The 18,953-nt window shown below is 64.4% G+C and carries 22 protein-coding genes; 7 read left to right on the top strand and 15 right to left on the bottom strand.

The features are described from left to right. The first annotated feature begins 103 nt into the window (after window positions 1–103). Together I6F21_RS15930 and I6F21_RS15925 are read left to right on the top strand one after the other, a co-directional pair. Entirely contained in the window at window positions 104–583 is a 480-nt protein-coding gene (locus I6F21_RS15930) for a PaaI family thioesterase (RefSeq protein ID WP_225139768.1), read from the top strand. Window positions 584–659: 76 nt separating this feature from the next. After that, window positions 660–1,622 (top strand): DMT family transporter, encoded by a 963-nt coding sequence (locus I6F21_RS15925; protein WP_225139767.1) that lies wholly within the window; start codon window positions 660–662, stop codon window positions 1,620–1,622. A 13-nt stretch (window positions 1,623–1,635) separates the two neighbouring features. Here the strand turns inward: I6F21_RS15925 and I6F21_RS15920 are convergent, their stop codons facing one another. From I6F21_RS15920 to I6F21_RS15910, 3 genes are all read right to left on the bottom strand, one after another. Further along, entirely contained in the window at window positions 1,636–2,061 is a 426-nt protein-coding gene (locus I6F21_RS15920) for a GFA family protein (protein ID WP_036043496.1), read from the bottom strand. 139 nt (window positions 2,062–2,200) lie between these two features. Further along, window positions 2,201–2,938, bottom strand: a complete 738-nt coding sequence (locus I6F21_RS15915) for a tetratricopeptide repeat protein (RefSeq protein WP_225139766.1) — start codon at window positions 2,936–2,938, stop codon at window positions 2,201–2,203. 143 nt (window positions 2,939–3,081) lie between these two features. Then, the gene (locus I6F21_RS15910; RefSeq protein ID WP_225139765.1) at window positions 3,082–3,687 is read right to left on the bottom strand and encodes a TetR/AcrR family transcriptional regulator; all 606 of its coding nucleotides are present in this window, start codon (window positions 3,685–3,687) and stop codon (window positions 3,082–3,084) included. Between the two features lie 130 nt (window positions 3,688–3,817). On the opposite strand from I6F21_RS15910, the gene I6F21_RS15905 reads away from it, so the two are divergent. Next, the gene (locus tag I6F21_RS15905) at window positions 3,818–4,216 is read left to right on the top strand and encodes a RidA family protein (protein ID WP_074448244.1); all 399 of its coding nucleotides are present in this window, start codon (window positions 3,818–3,820) and stop codon (window positions 4,214–4,216) included. Window positions 4,217–4,263: 47 nt separating this feature from the next. Here I6F21_RS15905 and I6F21_RS15900 read toward each other — a convergent pair whose 3' ends face one another. Together I6F21_RS15900 and purQ are read right to left on the bottom strand one after the other, a co-directional pair. Continuing rightward, window positions 4,264–5,253, bottom strand: coding sequence for a tripartite tricarboxylate transporter substrate binding protein BugD (locus I6F21_RS15900; protein ID WP_225139764.1), 990 nt, complete (start codon window positions 5,251–5,253; stop codon window positions 4,264–4,266). Continuing rightward, complete coding sequence (gene purQ / locus I6F21_RS15895; protein ID WP_036027846.1) at window positions 5,250–5,951, bottom strand: phosphoribosylformylglycinamidine synthase subunit PurQ; 702 nt, start codon at window positions 5,949–5,951, stop codon at window positions 5,250–5,252. The genes I6F21_RS15900 and purQ overlap by 4 nt, the downstream gene beginning before the upstream one ends. Before the next feature lie 167 nt (window positions 5,952–6,118). Here purQ and I6F21_RS15890 point away from each other — a divergent pair, with 167 nt between their 5' ends. Next, entirely contained in the window at window positions 6,119–7,135 is a 1,017-nt protein-coding gene (locus I6F21_RS15890; protein WP_225139763.1) for a magnesium and cobalt transport protein CorA, read from the top strand. A gap of 19 nt (window positions 7,136–7,154) precedes the next feature. On the opposite strand, the gene I6F21_RS15885 is transcribed toward I6F21_RS15890, so the two are convergent. Genes I6F21_RS15885 through purC form a run of 3 tightly spaced genes read right to left on the bottom strand, consistent with a single transcriptional unit; the run spans window position 7,155 to window position 8,364 of the window. Continuing rightward, window positions 7,155–7,334: a hypothetical protein gene (locus I6F21_RS15885; protein WP_225139762.1), complete on the bottom strand. Its 180-nt coding sequence runs from the start codon at window positions 7,332–7,334 to the stop codon at window positions 7,155–7,157. Window positions 7,335–7,339: 5 nt separating this feature from the next. Continuing rightward, window positions 7,340–7,582: a phosphoribosylformylglycinamidine synthase subunit PurS gene (gene purS, locus I6F21_RS15880; protein ID WP_109143221.1), complete on the bottom strand. Its 243-nt coding sequence runs from the start codon at window positions 7,580–7,582 to the stop codon at window positions 7,340–7,342. Window positions 7,583–7,596: 14 nt separating this feature from the next. Further along, window positions 7,597–8,364, bottom strand: coding sequence for a phosphoribosylaminoimidazolesuccinocarboxamide synthase (gene purC, locus I6F21_RS15875; RefSeq protein WP_172782948.1), 768 nt, complete (start codon window positions 8,362–8,364; stop codon window positions 7,597–7,599). A gap of 320 nt (window positions 8,365–8,684) precedes the next feature. Between purC and I6F21_RS15870 the strand changes: the two genes are divergently transcribed. Next, a complete protein-coding gene (locus tag I6F21_RS15870) occupies window positions 8,685–9,008 on the top strand; it encodes a DUF1476 domain-containing protein (protein WP_057029475.1) in 324 nt (107 codons plus the stop codon). 5 nt (window positions 9,009–9,013) lie between these two features. On the opposite strand, the gene I6F21_RS15865 is transcribed toward I6F21_RS15870, so the two are convergent. Then, window positions 9,014–9,988 carry a LysR family transcriptional regulator gene (locus I6F21_RS15865; protein ID WP_225183338.1) on the bottom strand — a complete coding sequence of 325 codons (975 nt, stop codon included), beginning with the start codon at window positions 9,986–9,988 and terminating at the stop codon, window positions 9,014–9,016. Window positions 9,989–10,091: 103 nt separating this feature from the next. On the opposite strand from I6F21_RS15865, the gene I6F21_RS15860 reads away from it, so the two are divergent. Then, the gene (locus I6F21_RS15860) at window positions 10,092–10,919 is read left to right on the top strand and encodes an isocitrate lyase/phosphoenolpyruvate mutase family protein (RefSeq protein WP_036027851.1); all 828 of its coding nucleotides are present in this window, start codon (window positions 10,092–10,094) and stop codon (window positions 10,917–10,919) included. Here I6F21_RS15860 and cynS read toward each other — a convergent pair. The 4 genes from cynS to I6F21_RS15840 all read right to left on the bottom strand — a co-directional run bounded on the left by cynS (window position 10,906) and on the right by I6F21_RS15840 (window position 14,653). Then, window positions 10,906–11,394 (bottom strand): cyanase, encoded by a 489-nt coding sequence (gene cynS, locus I6F21_RS15855; protein WP_025037304.1) that lies wholly within the window; start codon window positions 11,392–11,394, stop codon window positions 10,906–10,908. The two genes, I6F21_RS15860 and cynS, sit on opposite strands and share 14 nt — an antisense overlap. 13 nt (window positions 11,395–11,407) lie before the next feature. Continuing rightward, window positions 11,408–12,331, bottom strand: a complete 924-nt coding sequence (locus I6F21_RS15850) for an ABC transporter ATP-binding protein (RefSeq protein WP_225139760.1) — start codon at window positions 12,329–12,331, stop codon at window positions 11,408–11,410. 5 nt (window positions 12,332–12,336) lie between these two features. After that, window positions 12,337–13,176, bottom strand: a complete 840-nt coding sequence (gene ntrB / locus I6F21_RS15845; protein ID WP_225139759.1) for a nitrate ABC transporter permease — start codon at window positions 13,174–13,176, stop codon at window positions 12,337–12,339. Between the two features lie 97 nt (window positions 13,177–13,273). Then, window positions 13,274–14,653: a CmpA/NrtA family ABC transporter substrate-binding protein gene (locus I6F21_RS15840; protein ID WP_225139758.1), complete on the bottom strand. Its 1,380-nt coding sequence runs from the start codon at window positions 14,651–14,653 to the stop codon at window positions 13,274–13,276. 160 nt (window positions 14,654–14,813) lie between these two features. Here I6F21_RS15840 and I6F21_RS15835 point away from each other — a divergent pair, with 160 nt between their 5' ends. Next, window positions 14,814–16,760, top strand: coding sequence for a sigma 54-interacting transcriptional regulator (locus I6F21_RS15835; RefSeq protein ID WP_225114228.1), 1,947 nt, complete (start codon window positions 14,814–14,816; stop codon window positions 16,758–16,760). Window positions 16,761–16,877: 117 nt separating this feature from the next. Here the strand turns inward: I6F21_RS15835 and I6F21_RS15830 are convergent, their stop codons facing one another. Beyond that, window positions 16,878–17,756 carry a sulfurtransferase gene (locus I6F21_RS15830; RefSeq protein ID WP_036012962.1) on the bottom strand — a complete coding sequence of 293 codons (879 nt, stop codon included), beginning with the start codon at window positions 17,754–17,756 and terminating at the stop codon, window positions 16,878–16,880. Between the two features lie 48 nt (window positions 17,757–17,804). Continuing rightward, entirely contained in the window at window positions 17,805–18,938 is a 1,134-nt protein-coding gene (locus I6F21_RS15825; RefSeq protein WP_225124737.1) for an acyl-CoA dehydrogenase family protein, read from the bottom strand. Window positions 18,939–18,953: the final 15 nt, after the last annotated feature.

Genomic DNA, 18,953 nt, shown 5'->3' with positions numbered 1-18,953 from the left:
CTGTCCCACGTTTTGCGCCGGCAGGGCCGGCGGGAACGGGAATTGCACGGCGCGGTCGGATCGGATTTAAGGTCTAAAGACCCGCAATTGAAGGCCTATTTCCTTGCACGAATTGACCAAAGCGCCCCCGCCCCGCCGCCCCGACCTCCACGTCGCCACCGAGGGCGAATTTGTGGGTTGGCGGACCTGGATTCGCGACAGTTTTGAGTCCCATGTCGGCCCGTTCTGGCACCGGATCGAGGCCGACGGCAGCGTCCGCAGCGCCTTCCGGGTCGAGAAGAAGCACCTCAACGGCTCCGGCAACGTCCATGGCGGCTGCTACATGGCCCTTGCCGACTATTCGCTGTTTGCGATCGCCACCCATGTCCTGGACAGCCGGGCGGTGACGACCAATTTCGCCTGCGAATTCCTCGATGCGGCACGCGAGGGCGAGCTGATCGAATGCACCGGCGAGGTCACCCGCGCCGGCGGCTCGCTGATCTTCCTGCGCGGCAAGATGGTGTCGGGCGAGCGGCTGCTGCTGACCTTTTCCGGAACGATCAAGCGGATGAAGCGGAAGGCACTCCCTCAGCCAAACGCATAGCTCGACGCCTTCCCTTTTCGCGCGCCCTCGCCCAGACTTCCCACCAAGCGCTTTGGAGCCGGGGAGCAAGAACAAGGTGCCGCAGAGCACATCCGAGGCGGGTCGCGCGACGGCGGCCGCATCAACGCCGTTGCCGTCCATCGCCACCGGCGCACGCAACTGGCGCGATTATGCGCTGCTGCTGGCGCTCGCCTGCTGCTGGAGTTCGACCTATCCGCTGACCAAGCTAGCGCTTCCCACCATTCCGCCGATCACCTTCATCTCGGCGCGCTCGCTGATCGCGTTCCTCTTTCTGTTCGCGATCCTGCGGATGCGCGGCGTCAAGCTGCCGACCGACGTGAAGGCGTGGAAGCTGTTTGCGACCCAGCAGCTGATCAACTCGACCTTTCCGTTTCTGGTCATCACCTGGTCGCAGCAATACGTGCCGGCGTCGAACACGGTGGTGCTGGCTTCGACGACGCCGATCTTCGCCTTCCTGATCACCTCGCTGATCACGCGGCACGAGCCGGCGACGCTGCTCAAGCTCGCGGGCGCGATCCTGGGACTGGCCGGCACCGTCGCGATCGTCGGGCTCGATGCTTTGCATGGCCTTGGCAGCGAGATCGTAGCGGAGATCGCGATCCTGCTTGCCACCATTTCCTTTGCCTGCGCGACCATCTTCGGCCTCCGTCTCTCCGAGTACGATCCGATGGTGGTGGCAACCGGCTCTCTGCTGTTCGGCGGTCTCGTGCTGCTGCCGCCCGCGCTGATCATCGACCAGCCCTGGACGCTGCAACCGACTCCGACCGCGATCGTCGCCACCATCGTCATGGGCATCGTTTCCAGCGCATTGGGCCTGTTGCTGTTCTACGTCTGCCTCGGCCGGCTCGGCACGCTGACGACCAACGCCCAAGGCTATCTGCGCATTCCGATCGGCGTCGGCCTCTCGGTGCTGCTGCTCGGCGAGAGCGTGCCGTCGAACCTCGCACTGGGGTTATTGCTGGTGATGGCCGGTGTTGCGGCGATGACGGTGCCGGCGGAGCGGTTGAAGTGGCGGTAGCCGACGGCGATGGTCAATCCGCCGAAATAAAGCGGAGGGTACCTGCACGGCGCGTCGGTTTTCCTGTGTCGTTGGTGTGATTGACACCGTCCATGACGGGCACCTCAGGAAAATCGAACGGACTTACCCCGTCGAGGCAAGCCACGTTGACAGCATACAGATTCTGGTCCGATCGACGCTGATGATGCGTGTAGATTCCGCAGCGAGAACAGAAGAAATGCTGCGCTGATCCGGTATGGAAGCGGTAGCTCGTCAGCGCATCCTCGCCCTTCAGGAACTTTATGCCGCCCATCTCCGCCATGACGACGACCGCACCGCGCATCCGGCAGTAAGAGCAGGTGCAGCGGCGGATCGAATTGAAACCGTCGCTCAGCGTCGCCTCGAAACGCACCGCTCCACAATGGCACTGACCAGCCCGGACGTTTGTATCACTCACCATGTTGCATGCTTCCTGGCGTTGCTGCGAATGACGACGCCGCTCGGCGACGTCAACGGGCAGGAACGTTCTCTCAAATGTGGGCCGAACAATCAAAAGGAATCGCCCAAGGCATCAGAACAACTCACGCGGGCCTGTTTCCTCACGCCGACAACTGCTTCTCCGCGATCGACAGCCACTCGGCCTGCGCCTTGCGCAGATATTTCGGCGCGCGGCGCATCTGGATCAGCAGCTCGTTGAAGACCATGCGTGCCTCTGCGGTGCGCCCCACCGTTTGCAGCAGCATGCCGTAGCGCACCCGCGCCTCGGCGCCGGGGAAGTAACCGGCGAGCGCGTGATATTCCTCCAGCGCCTCGTCGACACGTCCGACCTCGGCGAGCGCGCGGGCATAGAGCAGATGCGCGTCGGCGGAATCGAAATCGGGCCATTGCTTCTGCAGATCGTCGAGCGTCGCAAGCGCCTCGGCCGGGCGGCTGGCGGCAAATTGCGCCTGCGCCTTGCGCAGCACATAGGCGGGATCGTTGCCCATCGGCAGCTTCAGGATGTGATCATAGTGCGCTTCCGCTTCGCCAAACCGGCCGATATTCGCGCACTCGTCCGCCAGCGCCGCACGGTTGGCGATGGTGTCGGTGCCGGCGAGTTGGTCGGACAGCTCGCGATAGCGCTTCTCGGGATCGAGGCGATTGGCGACACGCTGGCGCGCCTGCCGGGCACCGGGGCTGGAAAACCATTCAGGAATGAGCTCGACCGCGATATAGGCGATCGCGCCCATCATCGGCACCAGCAGGATGATGAAGGCCCAGGGCCGCAACCGTCCGGTTCGCGAGGCGTGATAGATCAGCGTGATATCGAGCAGCAGAACGACCAAAGCAACGGGCATGTGACATCCGGAAAGCACAACGACAGCCGGCCTCCTGATATCGCAATCGAACCGATGAAACAACTTTGAGTTGCGTCAGCCGGCAAAATCAGCGAACCCGAACGCGCGCCGTAATGGTGACGAGGAGTCAGTCGCCGCAAAACCTATGCAGGTTCACGCGCCTCGCGTAGCAATCCACTCGCCAGCACTCGAAACGCATCAACAGCCTTGCTCAGCACGCTCTTGGGATCGTCGGCGGCCGCGACCCACAAGGCGGCGCTGAGCGCAGCCCCGTTCAGCAACCGCCCCGCCGCTTCGACGTCGACCGGCTTCACGATTCCCTGCTCGATCAGCGCACGGATCGTCCGCATGGTGATATCGAGACAGGCGTTCTCGCCGGGCCATTTGGAGGGATCGCCGAGCACCGCAGGTCCATCCAGAAGCATGATGCGCTGGATCTCGGGTTCGAGCGCCATCTCGATATAAGCACTTCCCTCCGCCAGCAGGCCCAGCCACGGACTGGGCGCTTGCTCCCGAGCGATGCGGAGCCGCTCCGCCATTTCACCGTCGATCTGCTCGACGACGGCCCAGAGCAGCCCCTTCTTGTCTTCGAAGTTGTGATACAGCGCGCCCCGCGTCAGACCGACGGCCGCAGTGAGCTCGTCCATCGACGCGTCTGCATAGCCCTGCGTGGCAAATGCCGCGCGTGCGGCGCGGATGAGCCTGGCCCGGTTTTCCGCCATGGCCGCGGCGCGCTTCCCCTTTGCCATGCCCTCCCCCTTGACATACGCCTCGTATGTGAGCGATATCTCACATACGAAACGTATCTGAAATTGCCGTGACGCGCCAGCCATGGAACACCCACGATCCGCTCACGCCCATCAACCGAAAGGCCCTGCCATGCCCCAGCGAGAGGCAATCTTCCCCGCCAACCGCCACGCGCTCTATCAAGTGCATCGCTACTCGGCAGCGATCCGCTCCGGTGACCTGCTGTTCGTGTCGGGGCAGGTCGGCAGCCGCGAGGACGGCTCGCCCGAACCGGTATTCGAGGACCAGGTCCGGCGCGCGTTCGCCAATTTGCGTGCCGTGCTCGCCGCTGGTGGATGCACGCTGGACGATGTCGTCGATGTCACCACGTTCCACACCGATCCGGCGAGCCAGATCGAGACGGTGATGGCCGTTCGCGCCGAGGAGATCGGCGATCCTCCCTATCCGAACTGGACGGCTGTCGGCGTGAACTGGCTTGCCGGCTTCGACTTCGAGATCAAGGTCATCGCCCGCATTCCTGTGCTCCAGTAAGCTTCCGGGCGGCCATACGCCGGCCGCCAGCAGACAACTTGGCCGGGCTACTTGTTGGCGTCGTCCGCCAGCATCTTGCGGTACTTTTCGACGTCGCGCGTCACGAGCTTTTGCAGCACGTCGGGCGCGTGCTCGTCGGCATCGGGCGCGACGGTCGACAGGTCGGCGAAGCGCTTCTTCACCGCTTCGGTCTCGACGGCCGTGCGCGCCGCGGCATTCAGCTTGGCGATCACGGCCGGCGGCGTGCCCTTGGGCGCGAACAGGCCGTTCCAGCCTTGTGCCTCGAACTCGGGCAGGCCCGCTTCCGCCGAGGTCGGCAGATCCGGCAGCGTGGCGAGCCGAACGGTCGAGCCGACCACGAGGCCCTTCACCAGCTTGTCGTTAATCGACTGCGACACCGAGGCGGCCGCGTCGCAGACGCCGTCGATCTGGCCGCCGACCGCGTCGGTCAGCGCCGGCGCGGCGCCGCGATAGCCGATCAGCGTCGCGTCGATCCCGGCTGCTGTGACGAAGCTTTTGCAGATCAGATAGTTCGAGGAGCCGACGCCGGCATGGCCGAAATTGATCTTGCCCGGATTCGCCTTGGCATAGGCGATGAACTCTTTCAGGTCCTTCGCTGGAAAGTCCTTGCGCAGCGCGATGATGCCGAACGTCTTCGCCACCATCGCGATCGGCACGAAGGAATCAGGCGTGAACGACAGTTTTGGATAGATCGTGTAGGTCGCGGCATTGGTGCCGGCATTGCCGATCGCAATCGTATAACCATCCGGCTCGGCGCGGGAGGCCCGCGCCAGCGCGGTCGAGCCGCCGGCCCCCGCAACATTCTCGATCACGATGGTCTGGCCGAGCGCGATGCCCATCTGCTCGGCCACCGCGCGCGCGATCACGTCTGAGGTGCCGCCGGCCGCGAACGGCACGATCATGGTGATGGGACGCTTGGGATAATCCTGCGCGGATGCGCAAGTGGCGATCGAAAATGTCGCGAACGCTAGCGCCGCGATCGCGGCGAGCGCACGCTTCACCACGAACGAGATCACGCGGCTTTTTCCAGATGCTGGGCGAGACCGGCGAACAAGCCGCGACCATCGGTGCAGCCCATGATGTCTTCGACGTGGTTTTCCGGATGCGGCATCATGCCGAGCACGTTGCCCCGGTCGTTGACGATGCCGGCGATCGAATGCGCGGCGCCGTTGATGTTGTTGAAATCGTCGACTTCGCCGGCAGCGGAGCAATAGCGATAGAGCACCCGCCCCTCGCCTTCGAGCCGCTTGATGGTCTCTTCGTCCGCCTCGTAATTGCCCTCGCCATGGGCGACCGGCACGCGGATCACCTGGCCGGCATTGTAGCCGCGGGTGAATGGCGTGTCGGAGCGCTCGACGCGCAGATGCACGTCGCGGCAGATGAATTTCAGCCGCGCATTGCGCATCAACACGCCCGGCAAGAGGCCGGACTCGCAGAGGATCTGAAAACCGTTGCAGACACCGAGCACGAGGCCGCCCTTGGCCGCATAGTCGCGCACCGCATCCATCACCGGCGCACGCGCCGCAATCGCGCCGCAGCGCAGGTAATCGCCGTAGGAGAAGCCGCCGGGCACGACGACGAGATCGGTGCCCGCAGGCAGCGCGGTCTCGGCGTGCCAGACCATCGCGGGCTCGCTGCCGGAGATCAGCCTCAACGCGCGCGCCATGTCGCGCTCGCGGTTGATTCCGGGAAAGACGAGGATGGCGGCTTTCATGGCAGAGGTTCCGACGCGGCTGGGAATCGAAGCTGGCCAACGGGCCAATTCGCGAACAGACATAACCATTTGACGGGGATTTTACCAGTGCTAGCGTTGCGGAGCGCCCTTGTACACAGGCCATAGCCACGCGCCTTTGGCCGCTCGATTTGCCCGGGATTGAAGCCATGAACGTCCCGTCGCTGCCCGCATCCCTCTCCGAACCGGTATCCGCCGAGGGCGTCGTCGCCGCCGGCGCTTATGTCGACGGCCGCCGGGTCGCCAATATCGCCATCAGCGAGGCCTCGAGCTGGCGAGCCAAGCCCGGCCATGTCGTGTGGATCGGACTGCACGAGCCCGACATGGCGCTGCTCGGCGCGGTGCAGAAGCAGTTCGACCTGCACGACCTCGCCATCGAGGACGCCAACCACGCCCATCAGCGGCCGAAGATCGAGCAATATGGCGAGGCCCTGTTCATCGTCGCGCGCACCGCGCAATTGATCGAGGGACGCATTGCCTTCGGCGAGACCCACATCTTCGTCGGCGAAGGCTATCTGGTCTCGGTGCGCCACGGCGCCTCGACCTCGTACACGCCGGTGCGCGAGCGCTGCGAGAGCTGTCCGCGGGCGCTCGCGCGCGGCGAGGACTACATCCTCTATGCCATCCTCGATTTCATCGTCGACAATTACTCGCCCGTGCTGGAGAGCATCCACGACGAGATCGAGAGCATCGAGGATGACGTGCTCTCCAAGCAGATCAGCAAGGCGCAGATCGAGCGGCTCTACATGCTGCGCCGCGACCTGTTGCGGCTGAGGACCGCGATCGGCCCGCTGGTGGAGGTCTGCCGCCGGCTGGAGCATGACGACCTGTCGATGGTGCGGCAGGCCATGCAGCCGCTGTTCCGCGACGTCACCGACCACGTCCGCAACATCCAGGAGCGCATCGATTCCATGCGCGAGGTGCTGGCCTTCGCCTTCGAGGCGAGCCTTTTGGTCGGCCAGGCCCAGGAGACGGCGGTGTCCAAGAAGCTCGCATCCTGGCTCGCCATCATCGCGGTCCCGACCGCGCTCGCCGGCATCTACGGCATGAACTTCAAGCACATGCCGGAGCTGGAATGGGAGTACGGCTATTTCATGCTGCTCGGCGTGATGCTGGCGGCATGCGGGTCGCTGTACTGGCGCTTTCGGCGGGCGGGATGGCTGTGAGTCCAGACGCTCAGACTGGTTACATGCCTCGTCTGCCAGACCACGTGCTCTGCGCCACCTGAAGGTCGTGCAGCATGAGAAGCTGCTCTTCTCGGCAGGCGCTCAGCTCAGACCTGATTTCGTCGATCTTGTATTCGACATCACCGAGCTCGACCTGCTTCAGCAGCTCGAAAATCAGCTCTTTGCCGATATCCGCCACTCCGCTCAGGCTTTCATCTCGATCGCATAATTCTCGATCACGGTGTTCGCCAAGAGCTTGTCCGCGGCTTCCTTCAGCGCCGCCTCCGCCTTGGCCTGGTCGGCGCCGGCGAGCTCGATGTCGAACACCTTGCCCTGGCGGACGCTGGCGACGCCGTCGACGCCGAGCGACTTCAACGCGCCTTCGATGGCCTTGCCCTGCGGGTCGAGGATGCCCGTCTTCAGGGTAACGGTGACACGTGCCTTCACGTCAAAGGTCCTCTTCAGCTCTTCACCAGCACCGGGCCGGTGCCCTGGGGACGCTCGTTCTCCATGAGGATGCCGAGACGCTTTGCAACTTCGGTGTAGGCCTCGAGCAGACCGCCGAGATCCCTGCGGAAACGATCCTTGTCGAGCTTCTCGTTCGACTTGATGTCCCACAGCCGGCAGCTGTCCGGCGAGATCTCGTCGGCGACGATGATGCGCATCATCTCGTTCTCGAACAGGCGCCCGCACTCCATCTTGAAGTCGACGAGGCGGATGCCGATGCCGAGGAAGAGGCCGGTGAGGAAGTCGTTGACGCGGATGGCGAGCGCCATGATGTCGTCGATCTCCTGCGGCGTCGCCCAGCCGAAGGCTGTGATGTGCTCTTCCGACACCATGGGGTCGTTGAGCTGGTCGTTCTTGTAATAGAACTCGATGATCGAGCGCGGCAGCTGCGTGCCCTCCTCGATGCCGAGGCGCTGCGACAGCGAGCCGGCGGCGACGTTCCGCACCACCACCTCGAGCGGCACGATCTCGACCTCGCGAATCAACTGCTCGCGCATGTTGAGGCGGCGGATGAAATGGGTCGGCACCCCGATGTCGTTGAGGTGCTGAAACAGGTACTCCGAGATCCGGTTGTTGAGGACGCCCTTGCCCTCGATCACCTGATGCTTTTTCGCATTGAACGCGGTGGCGTCGTCCTTGAAGTGCTGGATCAGGGTACCGGGCTCGGGGCCTTCGTAAAGAACCTTTGCCTTGCCTTCATAAATGCGACGCCGACGGCTCATGGGGATGTACCGTGTTTTGTTGAAATCCATGAATTTGGTGTGCTCCGGTTGACTAGGATTACGACCCACAGCGGAGCTGCCGTGAACGGCCAGGAACCCATCTATAACCCGTTGGAAACAGAACGGGAACCAAGCCTTAGGCAACCTATCCGATTGGCTGTCCGAGCACAATCGATCCGGCCGTCCGGCACCAACTTATACCGTCTTGCCTGCGGCTTAACGGCCCGTTGTTTTGCCGATTCGTGCTATCTATGTAGGCATGCAGCCGGGTCGCCGCAACGGAAGGCTCCCGCTCCATTCAGCGAGGATTTGGAACAGGCATGAGCGAGTTCGACAAACGCCAGGAAGGCTTTGAGAAGAAGTACGCCCTCGACGAGGAGCAGAAGTTCAAGGCGGAGGCCCGCCGCAACCGGCTGCTCGGCCTGTGGGCAGCTGAGAAGCTCGGAATCACGGGTGATGCCGCCACCGCGTATGCCAAGGAGGTGGTCGCGGCCGATTTCGAGGAGGCCGGCGATGCCGACGTCCTGCGCAAGCTGACGGCCGATTTCGCCGCCAAGAACGTTGTCGTCACGGAGCAGGCGATTCGCGCCAAGATGAGCGAGTTGCTCGCGGTTGCCGCCGCCGAGGTGAAGGCGGGGAAATAATCGAGTCAACCGACCCGCCGGCGCGCAATAGCCTTGCGCGCCGGCGTTCTTCTTCTGCCTTCCCGCGTGGTCGAGCCATTCGGCCCGGCATAGTTGCGGCGGATGGTTTCGAGCAGGCGCTCTGCGGCAGCGCTCAAAAACCCGTCACGACGCGTGACGAGGATGATATCCTGGTGCGCACCAAGGTCGCCCACGGCGATCGTCGCGATCGAGCCCGCACGCAGCTCCTCCGCCACATGGCTTTTTGCCAGCAGTGCAAGACCGAAGCCCGATTCCACCAGCCGCTTCTGCGCAGTGAGGCTGTCCACGGCCGTCCATTCCACCTCGCCAAGTCCCCGCGTCAGAAACAGCGCGAACACGTGAGCCGCGGCAATCTCGCGGCGCCCGCGAATCTCGGGGAATGCGATCCAGCGCTCGCCACCAAGCTCGGCGAGGCGTTTCACCCGCTGTCCGGCGCGAGGATGGTCGGGCGCACAGACCGCTTGCAACGATTCGCGCAGGATCTGCTCGCAGGCGAGATCGCCCGAGCCGTCGGCGTTGTAGCGCAGGCCTATCGTGGCCTCGCCGCGCCGGATGAGATCGCTGACCTCCGCGCTGGTCGCCGTCCGCAAGCTCAGCACGACGGCGGGATGCTCCTTGGTAAACCGCTTCATGATGGTCGAGAGGCGGCTGTCAGCGAGCGTCCCGGTCACGGCCAGCGAAACCGGCCCTGCATTCTGCTTGGTCAGTGCGCGGATCGCCTGTTCGGCATCCTGCGCCGCGGCCACTGCGCGCTCGGCATAGGGGATCAGCACGCGCCCGGCATCGCTGAGTCGCGTGCGGCCTGCCACCCGCTCGAACAGGGGAACGCCGAGCTCCTGCTCCAATAGAGCGATACGGCGCGAAATCGCCGGCTGCGAGCGGTGCAGGAATTTCGCGGCATGCGAAATCCCGCCTCTGCGATGAACCACCAGGAAGGTGTTGAGGGCGTCACTGTCCATCGCGACCTCATGCAAAAAGCTGATGATATCTGACAGAATAACAAATTTGGCGGATGACGAAAGTGCGCCTAAAGCTCGTTGGGACAGACAATGGAGACGAGCCATGACGAGCCAGTTGGACAAGGCGAGAGCGTTTCGCGCGTTGCACGAGCGGCCCGGTGCCTTCATCATTCCCAATCCATGGGATGCCGGCACCGCGAAGCTGCTCGCGGCGATGGGCTTCGAAGCCCTGGCCACTACGAGCCTCGGAGTCGCCAACATGCTCGGCAGCAGCGGCGTCAGCCTCGACGTCATCCTCGCCAACGCACGCACGATCGTGGAAGCGACCGACCTGCCCGTCAGCGTCGACCTCGAGAATTGCGGCGCACATGAGCCGAGACGCGCCGCCGAAGCTATTCGGCGTGCCGCAGACACTGGCGCGGTGGGCGGCTCGATCGAGGATTTCAGCGGCGATCGCGATCGCCCGATCTACGACTTCTCCCACGCCGTCGAGCGCGTCCAGGCCGCGGTGGAGGTGGCACGCGCGCTGCCCATTCCGTTCACGCTGACAGCGCGGGCCGAGAACTTCCTGCACGGCCGCAAGGACATCGACGATACGATCCGCCGCCTGCAGGCCTTCGAGGCCGCCGGCGCCGACGTCCTCTACGCGCCGGGCCTGTACGATCTCGCCACGATCAGGACGGTGGTGTCCTCGCTGGGCAAGCCCTTCAACCACGTGATGGGCTTTGCCGACCCGACGCTAACCGTCGAGCAATTGTCCGCCGCTGGCGTCAAGCGCATCAGCGTCGGCGGAGCCATGTCGCGCTACGCGCTCGCAGCGTTCCTGAACTGCGCGCGCGAGATGAAGGACAAGGGGTCCTTCACCTACATCCGCGAGATGGCGCCGGTCGGCGAGCTGCGCGCCGCCTTCGCCGCGGTCACTCCTCCTTGAAGCCGTACTCCGGCACGTTGCCGCTGGCGCCGTAATATTTATACGGCAGGAACTTGCCGCTCATGGTGATCTTGACGCGGTCGCCCTTGGGGTTGGCGACGCGTTCGATGCCCATGTCGAAGTCGATCGCCGACATGATGCCGTCGCCGAACTCCTCCTCTATCAGCGCCTTCCAGGCCGGACCGTTCACCATCACCATCTCGTAGAAGCGGTAGATCAGCGGGTCGGTCGGCGGCATCGGCGTGCCGGTGCCGCGCATCGGCACCTCGTTGAGCATCGCAACTTCCGCCTTCGACAGGCCGAACAGCTCGCCGGCATTGGCAGCCTGCGGCTTCGTCAGCTTCATCTGGCCCATGATCGCACCGACGATCAGCACCTCGGAATAGCCGCCGATCTTTTCGCAGATGTGCTTCCAGCTCCACCCCTTCTCGCGCTTGATGTCGAGCAGTTTTTCGGTGAGGTCTTCGCGTTTCATTAGGGTCTCCTTGCTAGGCGCTCAATCCGGGGTTTGTCCCCGGCATCCAGGTCTGTCGCGGCTCTTCGCCGCTTGATGCGATCGAGAGCCCGGGCTTGCCGATCTGCACCGTCGGCACATTGCGCGGATCGTGATCCGGCTTTTCAGTGGTAAAAGTCTTGCTGCGCGTCACCAGGAAATCGATGATGTGGTTGCGCAGCGCGTAGTACAGCGGATGGCGGTGCAGGTCGGTGCGGCCGCGATCGCGCGGCAGCGGATTCTCGACCACCTCCGCCAGCACCGCGCCGGGACCGTTGGTCATCAGGAAGATCTTGTCGGCGAGATAGATCGCCTCGTCGACGTCGTGGGTGATCATGAACGCGGTCTGCCCGGTCTCCAGGCAAATCCGCCGCACCTCGTCCTGCAGCGTGCCGCGCGTCAGCGCGTCCAGCGCCGAGAACGGCTCGTCCATCAGCATCATCTTCGGCGTGATCGACAGCGCCCGTGCGATGCCAACGCGTTGCTTCATGCCGCCCGACAGTTCCGAGGGACGCTTGTGCTCGGCGCCGGAGAGGCCGACCAGATCGATGAACTTCTGCGCATGCGCCTTGACCTTGGCGCGGTCCCAGCTGCGCCATTTCGAGCTGACGGCATAGGCGACGTTGCCGAGCACCGTGCGCCAGGGCAGCAGCGCATGGCTCTGGAAGATCACGGCGCGGTCGAGGCTGGTGCCCGAGATCGCCTGGCCGTCGACGATGACCGCGCCCTCGCTCGGCGCATCCAGCCCGGCGAGGATGTTGAGCACCGTGGTCTTGCCGCAGCCGGAATGGCCGATCACGCAAGCGAACTCGCCGCGCGCCATCGAGAGCCAGAGGTTCTCGAAGATGGTGGTCGTCGCTCCGCCCGCGCCGGAATAGCGCTTGGCGATGCCTTCGATCGAGATGAACTTGTCGGTCATCGCCTCTACTCCGGAAACGTGACCATGCGCGTGAAGCGCGCGAGGATCTGGTCGAGCAGCATGCCGACGATCCCGATCAAGAGGATCGCGATGATGACGTTGGTGATCGACAAATTATTCCACTCGTTCCAGACGAAGTAGCCGATGCCGGTGCCGCCGACGAGCATCTCGGCAGCGACGATCACGAGCCAAGCGATGCCGATCGAGATGCGCATGCCGGTCAGGATCGTCGGCGCCGCTGCGGGCAGGATCACGGTGAAGGCCCGCCTGACGGTGCCGACCTCGAGCGTCCGCGCGACGTTGATCCATTCCTTGCGCACGGTCGCGACGCCGAACACCGTGTTGAGCAGCATCGGCCAAATCGAGCAGATGAAGATGACGAAGATCGCGGAGACCGAGGAATCCTTAATTGTGTAGAGCGCGAGCGGCATCCAGGCCAAAGGCGAGATCGGCTTCAAGACCTGGATGAACGGATCGAGCGCCTTGCTCAGCAGCGGCGACATGCCGATCAGAAAGCCGAGCGGGATCGCCACCAGCACGGCCAGCAGATAGCCGGTGCCGACGCGCGCAATGGAATAGCCGAGCTGGATGCCGAGCCCCTTGTCGTTCGGCCCGTTGTCGTAGAACGGCCGCTTCAGATGCTCCCAGAGCTTTGCGCCGACATCGAGCGGCCCGGGCATCGCCGATTTGCCCTGCGTCGCCGTGAGGCCCATCAGCTTGGCATATTCCGGGCTCATCGTTGCCACCTGTGCGGTGGAGCGCGTGGCGAGATGCCAGATGCCGAGAAAGGCGGCGAGCAGCACGAGGGAGACGAGGCCGGCGCGGAGACGGAGGGAGGCGGTCATCTCTGAGGGGCCTCCCTCGACACGTGAGATTGTCGAGGGACCTGTACCCCCGACCTCTCCCCGCAAGCTGGGCGAGGTGAAGATAGAGCGCGGGCCATCACGACGCCTTCCTGATCTTGAAGCTCGCCAGATAATCCTCGGGCTTGGCCGGATCGAAATTCTTCCCCATCACCGCGAACGACTTGTAGGCACTCGCCGGCGGCGTGAGGCCCATCTCGGTCATCAGCTTCTTGGTATCGGTTGCCAGATACACCTGCTCGGCCACCGCCTTGTAGTCGACGTCGCCCTTGATCTGGCCCCAGCGCTTCATCTGCGTCAGCATCCAAACCGCAAAGGACTGCCAGGGGAATGGATCGAAATCGACGCGCTTGGGATCGGTCTTCACCCCGCCGAGGCCGTCGGCATAGGTGCCGGTCAGGACCTGCTCCAGCACGGTGACAGGCGCGTTGATGTAGTTCGCAGGCGCGATCGCCTCGGCGATCTGCTTGCGGTTCTCGGCCTTCGAGGCGAAGGCGGTGGCATCGACGATCGCCCGCGTCAGCGCCGCGAAGCTGTTCGGCGCTGACGTGATGAACTCGCGGCTCGCAGCAAAGCTGCAGCAGGGATGGCCATCCCAGATCTCCTTGGAGAGCAGATGCATGAAGCCGACGCCGTCATAGATCGCGCGCTGGCAGATGTTGTCGGGCGCGAGGAAGCCGTCGATGTTGTCGGCACGCAAATTCGCGACCATCTCCGGCGGCGGCACCGAGCGCAACTGCACGTCGGTATCGGGATCGAGACCGTGCTCGGCGAGGTAATAGCGCAAGAGATAATTGTGCATGGAATAGTCGAAGGGGATGGCGAATTTCAGCCCCTTCCAGTCCTTCGGATCGCGCTTGTCCTTGTGCTTGCTCGCCAGCACGATGCCCTGCCCGTTGATGTTCTCGATGGCCGGGACGGTGAACGGAATGGCGTTGGCGCCAAGGCCGAGCGAGATCGCGATCGGCATCGGTGCCAGCATGTGCGCGGCGTCGTATTCCTTGTTGATGGTCTTGTCGCGGATCACGGCCCAGCCGGCGGTCTTCACCACTTCGACGTTGAGGCCGTGCTTGGCATAGAAGCCCATTGGCGCTGCCATGATGATCGGCGTCGCGCAGGTGATCGGGATGAAGCCGACCTTGAGGTCCTTCTTCTCGGGCGCGCCGGCTTGCGCGAACACCTCGGTCGCCGTCTTCATCGGGAAGAATTGCGACAGCGCCGCGAGCGCGGTCGATGCTCCGACCGACTTCAGAAAAGCACGCCGCGCCACGTCCTGCGGAAACATCGCGCGCATCAATGCGGAGGCGACCACGCCCTCGTAGCGCTGCTCTTCGCTTGCGACCGGCTCGCAATGCAGCGCCGTCGCCTGCTCATGCTCAGCTGCGGAACGATGCTGGCCGCAAACACAGCCGGCTCGAAGCTTGCGATCGGGATCAAACGGATTGTCGAACGTGGACATCGGCCCTCCTGCGCGTCAATGCGAGAAGGAATTACGCAAGGAGCATGCCACCGACGAAGAAGCGGACATTGCCTTGATGACGCAGCATTTTCCCCCGCGCTTGGCCGCTACGAAAACTCGTGATAAACGAGATTTCGTAGTTCAATTACGAGATTTCGCAATGGCAACGACGCCAATGCCCGCCCACGACGAGGTGGCGCCCGTCATCGACCCGCGCATCGCGGCCTTCGAATCCTCGGTCGAGGCGATGCTGCTGGTCGATCCCTATGGCGACCAGATCGTCGATGCCAATCCCGCCGCCTGTGCCCTGCTCGGCTACGACCGCGCTTTGCTGCGGCAGACCAGGGCCAGCACGCTCCACGCCGGCGAGCTTGCCGCCCTCACCGTCTTCACCCAGGCCGTGCTGCACAAGGGCGCCTACTGGACCACGGCGCTCAATCCACGCCACGCGACCGGGCAAGATCTCAAGCTCGAATATGCCGGCTGCCTGCTGCCGCATGACGGCCGCACGCTGCTGCTGCTGAGGTTGACCGATCTCGAAGCCCGCCGCCGGCGCAATGTCGATGCCGCCGCCGAGGACCATATGCGCGGCGGCATCTCGACTTGGCAGCGGGTCGAGCGCGTGTTCCAGGACATCGAGCGCGAGAACCAGTTGATCCTGCGCGCCGCCGGCGAAGGCATCTATGGCGTCAACGCCGAAGGCAAGACCACCTTCGTCAATCCCGCGGCCGAGCGCATGCTGGGCTGGACCGCCGAGGAGCTGGTCGGCAAGGAGATCCACCCGATCGTCCACCACACCCACCACGACGGCCGGCACTATCACAATCACGACTGCCCGATCTACGCGGCATTCCGCGACGGCGCCGTGCACCAGGTCGACGGCGAGGTGTTTTGGCGCAAGGACGGCTCGCCCGCCTGGGTCGAATACACATCGACGCCGATCCGCGATCGCGGCGTCGTGGTCGGCGCCGTCGTGGTGTTTCGTGACGTCAGCCAGCGCCGCGAGGCCGCCGAGAAGCTGCACGCGGCGCTTGCCGAGGTCGACCGTCTGCGCGAGCGGCTCGAGCTGGAGAACGCCTATCTCCAGGAGGAAATCCGCATCGAGACCAACCCGCGCGGCATCATCGGGGGCAGCGAGGCGATCCAGAAGACGCTGCGCCAGGTCAAGCTGGTGGCGCCGACCGCCGCGGCGGTGATGATCACCGGCGAATCCGGCACCGGCAAGGAGCTGATCGCGCGCGCCATCCACGAGGATTCCACCCGCAGCGACCGGCCGCTGATCCGCGTCAACTGCGCCGCGATCCCGCGCGAATTGTTCGAGAGCGAGTTCTTCGGCCATGTCCGCGGCGCCTTCACCGGCGCAACGCGCGACCGCATCGGCCGCTTCGAGCTCGCCGACGGCGGCACGCTATTCCTCGACGAGGTCGGCGAGATCCCGCTCGAGCTGCAAGGCAAGCTGCTGCGCGTCTTGCAGGAAGGCCATTTCGAGCGCGTCGGCGAGGCGCGCACCCGCGCCGTCGACGTTCGCGTCATCGCCGCGACCAATCGCGATCTCAAGCAGGAGGTCCAGCGCGGCCGCTTTCGCGAAGACCTCTATTTCCGCCTCAACGTGTTTCCGATCGAGACCGTTCCCTTGCGCGAACGCCGCGAGGACATTCCCCTGCTGGCCCAGCATTTCCTGACGCGCGAGAGCAAGGCGCTGAAATCGAACCTCCGTCTGTCGGAGGGCGATGCGCGGCGGCTGACCCGCTACAACTGGCCCGGCAATGTCCGCGAACTCCAGAACGTGATCGAGCGCGCTGCGATTCTGTCGCAGAACGGCCGCCTGCGCATCGATCTGCCCGATCCTTCAGGTGAACAAGCGCCCAGCGGCGCCACCCGCCAGAGGCCCGACGCGCGCCCCGCAATCATGACGTCGTCGGAAATGCGCGACCACGAGCGCGCCAACATTCTCGCCGCGCTTGAGGCCTGCGCCGGAAAAGTCTTCGGCCCCGGCGGCGCCGCCGAGATGCTCGACATCAAGCCGACCACGCTGGCCTCACGGATCAAGGCGCTGGGAATCGCGCCTCGTCCGCAAGGGGCCCATCCTTCGAGACGCCCGCTTTAGGCGGGCTCCTCAGGATGAGGTCGGAGGGCGCGGCAACAGTATCAACAGACACCGGTGCCGCTTAGCCTCATCCTGAGGAGACCGCGAAGCGGTCGTCTCGAAGGACGAGGCGCGCGCTCAGGCTGCCTTGGTGGTGACGTCCGATGCGATCGGCAGGCCCTGCTCGATCGGCAGCGAGGGATCGCGCGACCATTCGTTCCAGGAGCCGAAATACATCCGCACGTCCTTCACGCCGGCGTTCTTCAGCGCCAGGAACGTGTTCGAGGCGCGAGCGCCCTTGAAGCAGTAGAGATAGACCGGCGTAGTCTGCGAGATGCCGACCGTGGCGCATTCCGCCAGAATCTCGTCCTTGGATTTGAAGCGCGGGCCTTCGACGGTCGGCTTCATCATGCGATACCATTCCAGCCACACCGCGCCCGGGATGCGGCCCTTGCGCGGGCAGAAATCCTTGCCGTACGGGGACGAGCTGTCGCCGATCCACTCGTCGACGTCGCGCACGTCGAGGATCGCGATGCCCGGCTTGCCGACGGCGGCGAGCATGGTCTTGGCGTCGATCAGGATCTCGCCCGCTTCAGGCACGATCGAGAACGAGGCCTTCTCAGGCGCGGGCACATCCTTGGTCACCGGGAAGCCCGCGGCCGACCAGGCGTCGAAGCCGCCATGCAGCACCTTCACCTTGGGATAGCCGAGCATGGTGAGCAGGTAATAGCCGCGGCAGGACTGGCCGAAGCCGGAGTTCATCGACTGTTCGTAGATCACCGCCGTCTCCTTGCCGGAAAGGCCGGCGCTGCCGAACGCATCGGCGAACTTGGTCTTGAGCTCGGCCATGCCCTCGGGCGTGGAGGTCGCGAGGAACGTGAAGATCTCATGCACGTTGACGGCGCCCGGCAGATGGCCGGCGGCGTAGGCGTCGGGATTGCGGGTGTCGATGACGACACACGGCTCGGTCTTCAAGAGATCGGCGAGTTCGACGGCAGTGATCAGAACGTCAGTCATGGCAGCCTCTCCGTTGAGGTTGGGGGTCTTCGGGTGGACTCGTAGAACTCAGGACTCGGCCAGCATCTTGCGCAGCTGCTTGGTGGCCGGCGTGACGATCGCGACGAAATAGGCCTCGCGCAGGCGTCGCTGCGCGCGGTGGCTTTTGAGATAACCGCGTGCGCCACAATGCAGCATCGCCGCATGCGCCGCCGCGACACTGGCTTCGCCGGCGCGCAGCCGCAGCGCAATCACCTTGCGCCAGTAGGTCTCCTCCTCGTTGTAGGGATCGCGCGCCAGCGCCATGGTCTCGGCCTCGAGCTCGGCGGCGAGCTCGCGGAAATGCACCGGCTGCTGCGGCAAATAGCGGTTGATATGGCCGAGGGGATTGTCGACCTCGTCCATGATGTTGATGCAATCCTTGATCACCCCCAGCGCCATGCCGGCCTGCAGCAGGATGAAGCCGGCGCGGATCTTCTTGACGAAGGGCGCGGCGGGATCGGCCAGGATCAGCTCATCGGGCACGAAAGCGTCGCGGAACTGCACGCCATAGGTGCCGGTGCCGTCCATCGCGAGGAACGGCTTGCAGGGCGTCAGCGTGATCGCGGGGTCGGAGCAATCGGCCAGGAACATGACAGTGCCGGGCTCGCCACTTGCGATGCCCGGCTCGTCCTCGCGCTCGAAGATGGTGCCGAAGTAGTGATCAGGCCCGAGGTTGGAGACCCAGGGCAACGCACCGCGCACGATATAGCCGCCCTCGACCTTGCGGCCCTTTAGCTTGAGCTTCTCGATGCCGAAGAAGCTCTTCATGGGATTGGAGAGCCCGGTGCCGCCAAGCACGCGGCCGGTCGAGAAGGCATCTCCGAAGCGCTTTGCGAGCTTCACATTGGTGGAGTTCGCCGCGTACCAGACCAGCGTGTTCTGGCACCACGCCATGAAGGCCGTGGCACCGCAGACCTCGCCGATCGCCGCCATCGCCTGGATCGCGCAGCGCAGATCGGCGGGGCCTTCGTGCGGCACATGGCTGCCCCACGCTCCGACCGCGCCGAACTTGCGCAGCACCTCGGCTGGATAGACCGAACCGTCGTCGATGCCGGCGGCCAGCGGCGCGAGCTCTTGGCGCGCGATCCGCGCCACCTCGTCCGCAATGGACGGTGCGGGCTGATCCAGAACGTCGGCCCGCGATAAAGCCAGTGAACCCATGATCGTCTCCCGCAC

The organism is Bradyrhizobium sp. NBAIM03, from assembly GCF_020194055.1.
In the GTDB taxonomy this organism is placed as follows: domain Bacteria; phylum Pseudomonadota; class Alphaproteobacteria; order Rhizobiales; family Xanthobacteraceae; genus Bradyrhizobium; species Bradyrhizobium yuanmingense.
Note: the sequence above shows the minus strand (reverse complement) of the source record. Positions and strands in the feature narration are given on the sequence as shown.

What these genes read in the sequence shown, in the direction of transcription:
- I6F21_RS15920 (WP_036043496.1), bottom strand. Translation starts at nt 2,061, where the DNA reads ATGGTGAGTGATACAAACGTCCGGGCTGGTCAGTGCCATTGTGGAGCG.
- I6F21_RS15915 (WP_225139766.1), bottom strand. Translation starts at nt 2,938, where the DNA reads ATGCCCGTTGCTTTGGTCGTTCTGCTGCTCGATATCACGCTGATCTAT.
- I6F21_RS15910 (WP_225139765.1), bottom strand. Translation starts at nt 3,687, where the DNA reads ATGGCAAAGGGGAAGCGCGCCGCGGCCATGGCGGAAAACCGGGCCAGG.
- I6F21_RS15905 (WP_074448244.1), top strand. Translation starts at nt 3,818, where the DNA reads ATGCCCCAGCGAGAGGCAATCTTCCCCGCCAACCGCCACGCGCTCTAT.
- purQ (WP_036027846.1), bottom strand. Translation starts at nt 5,951, where the DNA reads ATGAAAGCCGCCATCCTCGTCTTTCCCGGAATCAACCGCGAGCGCGAC.
- I6F21_RS15890 (WP_225139763.1), top strand. Translation starts at nt 6,119, where the DNA reads ATGAACGTCCCGTCGCTGCCCGCATCCCTCTCCGAACCGGTATCCGCC.
- purC (WP_172782948.1), bottom strand. Translation starts at nt 8,364, where the DNA reads ATGAGCCGTCGGCGTCGCATTTATGAAGGCAAGGCAAAGGTTCTTTAC.
- I6F21_RS15870 (WP_057029475.1), top strand. Translation starts at nt 8,685, where the DNA reads ATGAGCGAGTTCGACAAACGCCAGGAAGGCTTTGAGAAGAAGTACGCC.
- I6F21_RS15865 (WP_225183338.1), bottom strand. Translation starts at nt 9,988, where the DNA reads ATGGACAGTGACGCCCTCAACACCTTCCTGGTGGTTCATCGCAGAGGC.
- I6F21_RS15860 (WP_036027851.1), top strand. Translation starts at nt 10,092, where the DNA reads ATGACGAGCCAGTTGGACAAGGCGAGAGCGTTTCGCGCGTTGCACGAG.
- cynS (WP_025037304.1), bottom strand. Translation starts at nt 11,394, where the DNA reads ATGAAACGCGAAGACCTCACCGAAAAACTGCTCGACATCAAGCGCGAG.
- I6F21_RS15850 (WP_225139760.1), bottom strand. Translation starts at nt 12,331, where the DNA reads ATGACCGACAAGTTCATCTCGATCGAAGGCATCGCCAAGCGCTATTCC.
- ntrB (WP_225139759.1), bottom strand. Translation starts at nt 13,176, where the DNA reads ATGACCGCCTCCCTCCGTCTCCGCGCCGGCCTCGTCTCCCTCGTGCTG.
- I6F21_RS15840 (WP_225139758.1), bottom strand. Translation starts at nt 14,653, where the DNA reads ATGTCCACGTTCGACAATCCGTTTGATCCCGATCGCAAGCTTCGAGCC.
- I6F21_RS15835 (WP_225114228.1), top strand. Translation starts at nt 14,814, where the DNA reads ATGGCAACGACGCCAATGCCCGCCCACGACGAGGTGGCGCCCGTCATC.
- I6F21_RS15830 (WP_036012962.1), bottom strand. Translation starts at nt 17,756, where the DNA reads ATGACTGACGTTCTGATCACTGCCGTCGAACTCGCCGATCTCTTGAAG.
- I6F21_RS15825 (WP_225124737.1), bottom strand. Translation starts at nt 18,938, where the DNA reads ATGGGTTCACTGGCTTTATCGCGGGCCGACGTTCTGGATCAGCCCGCA.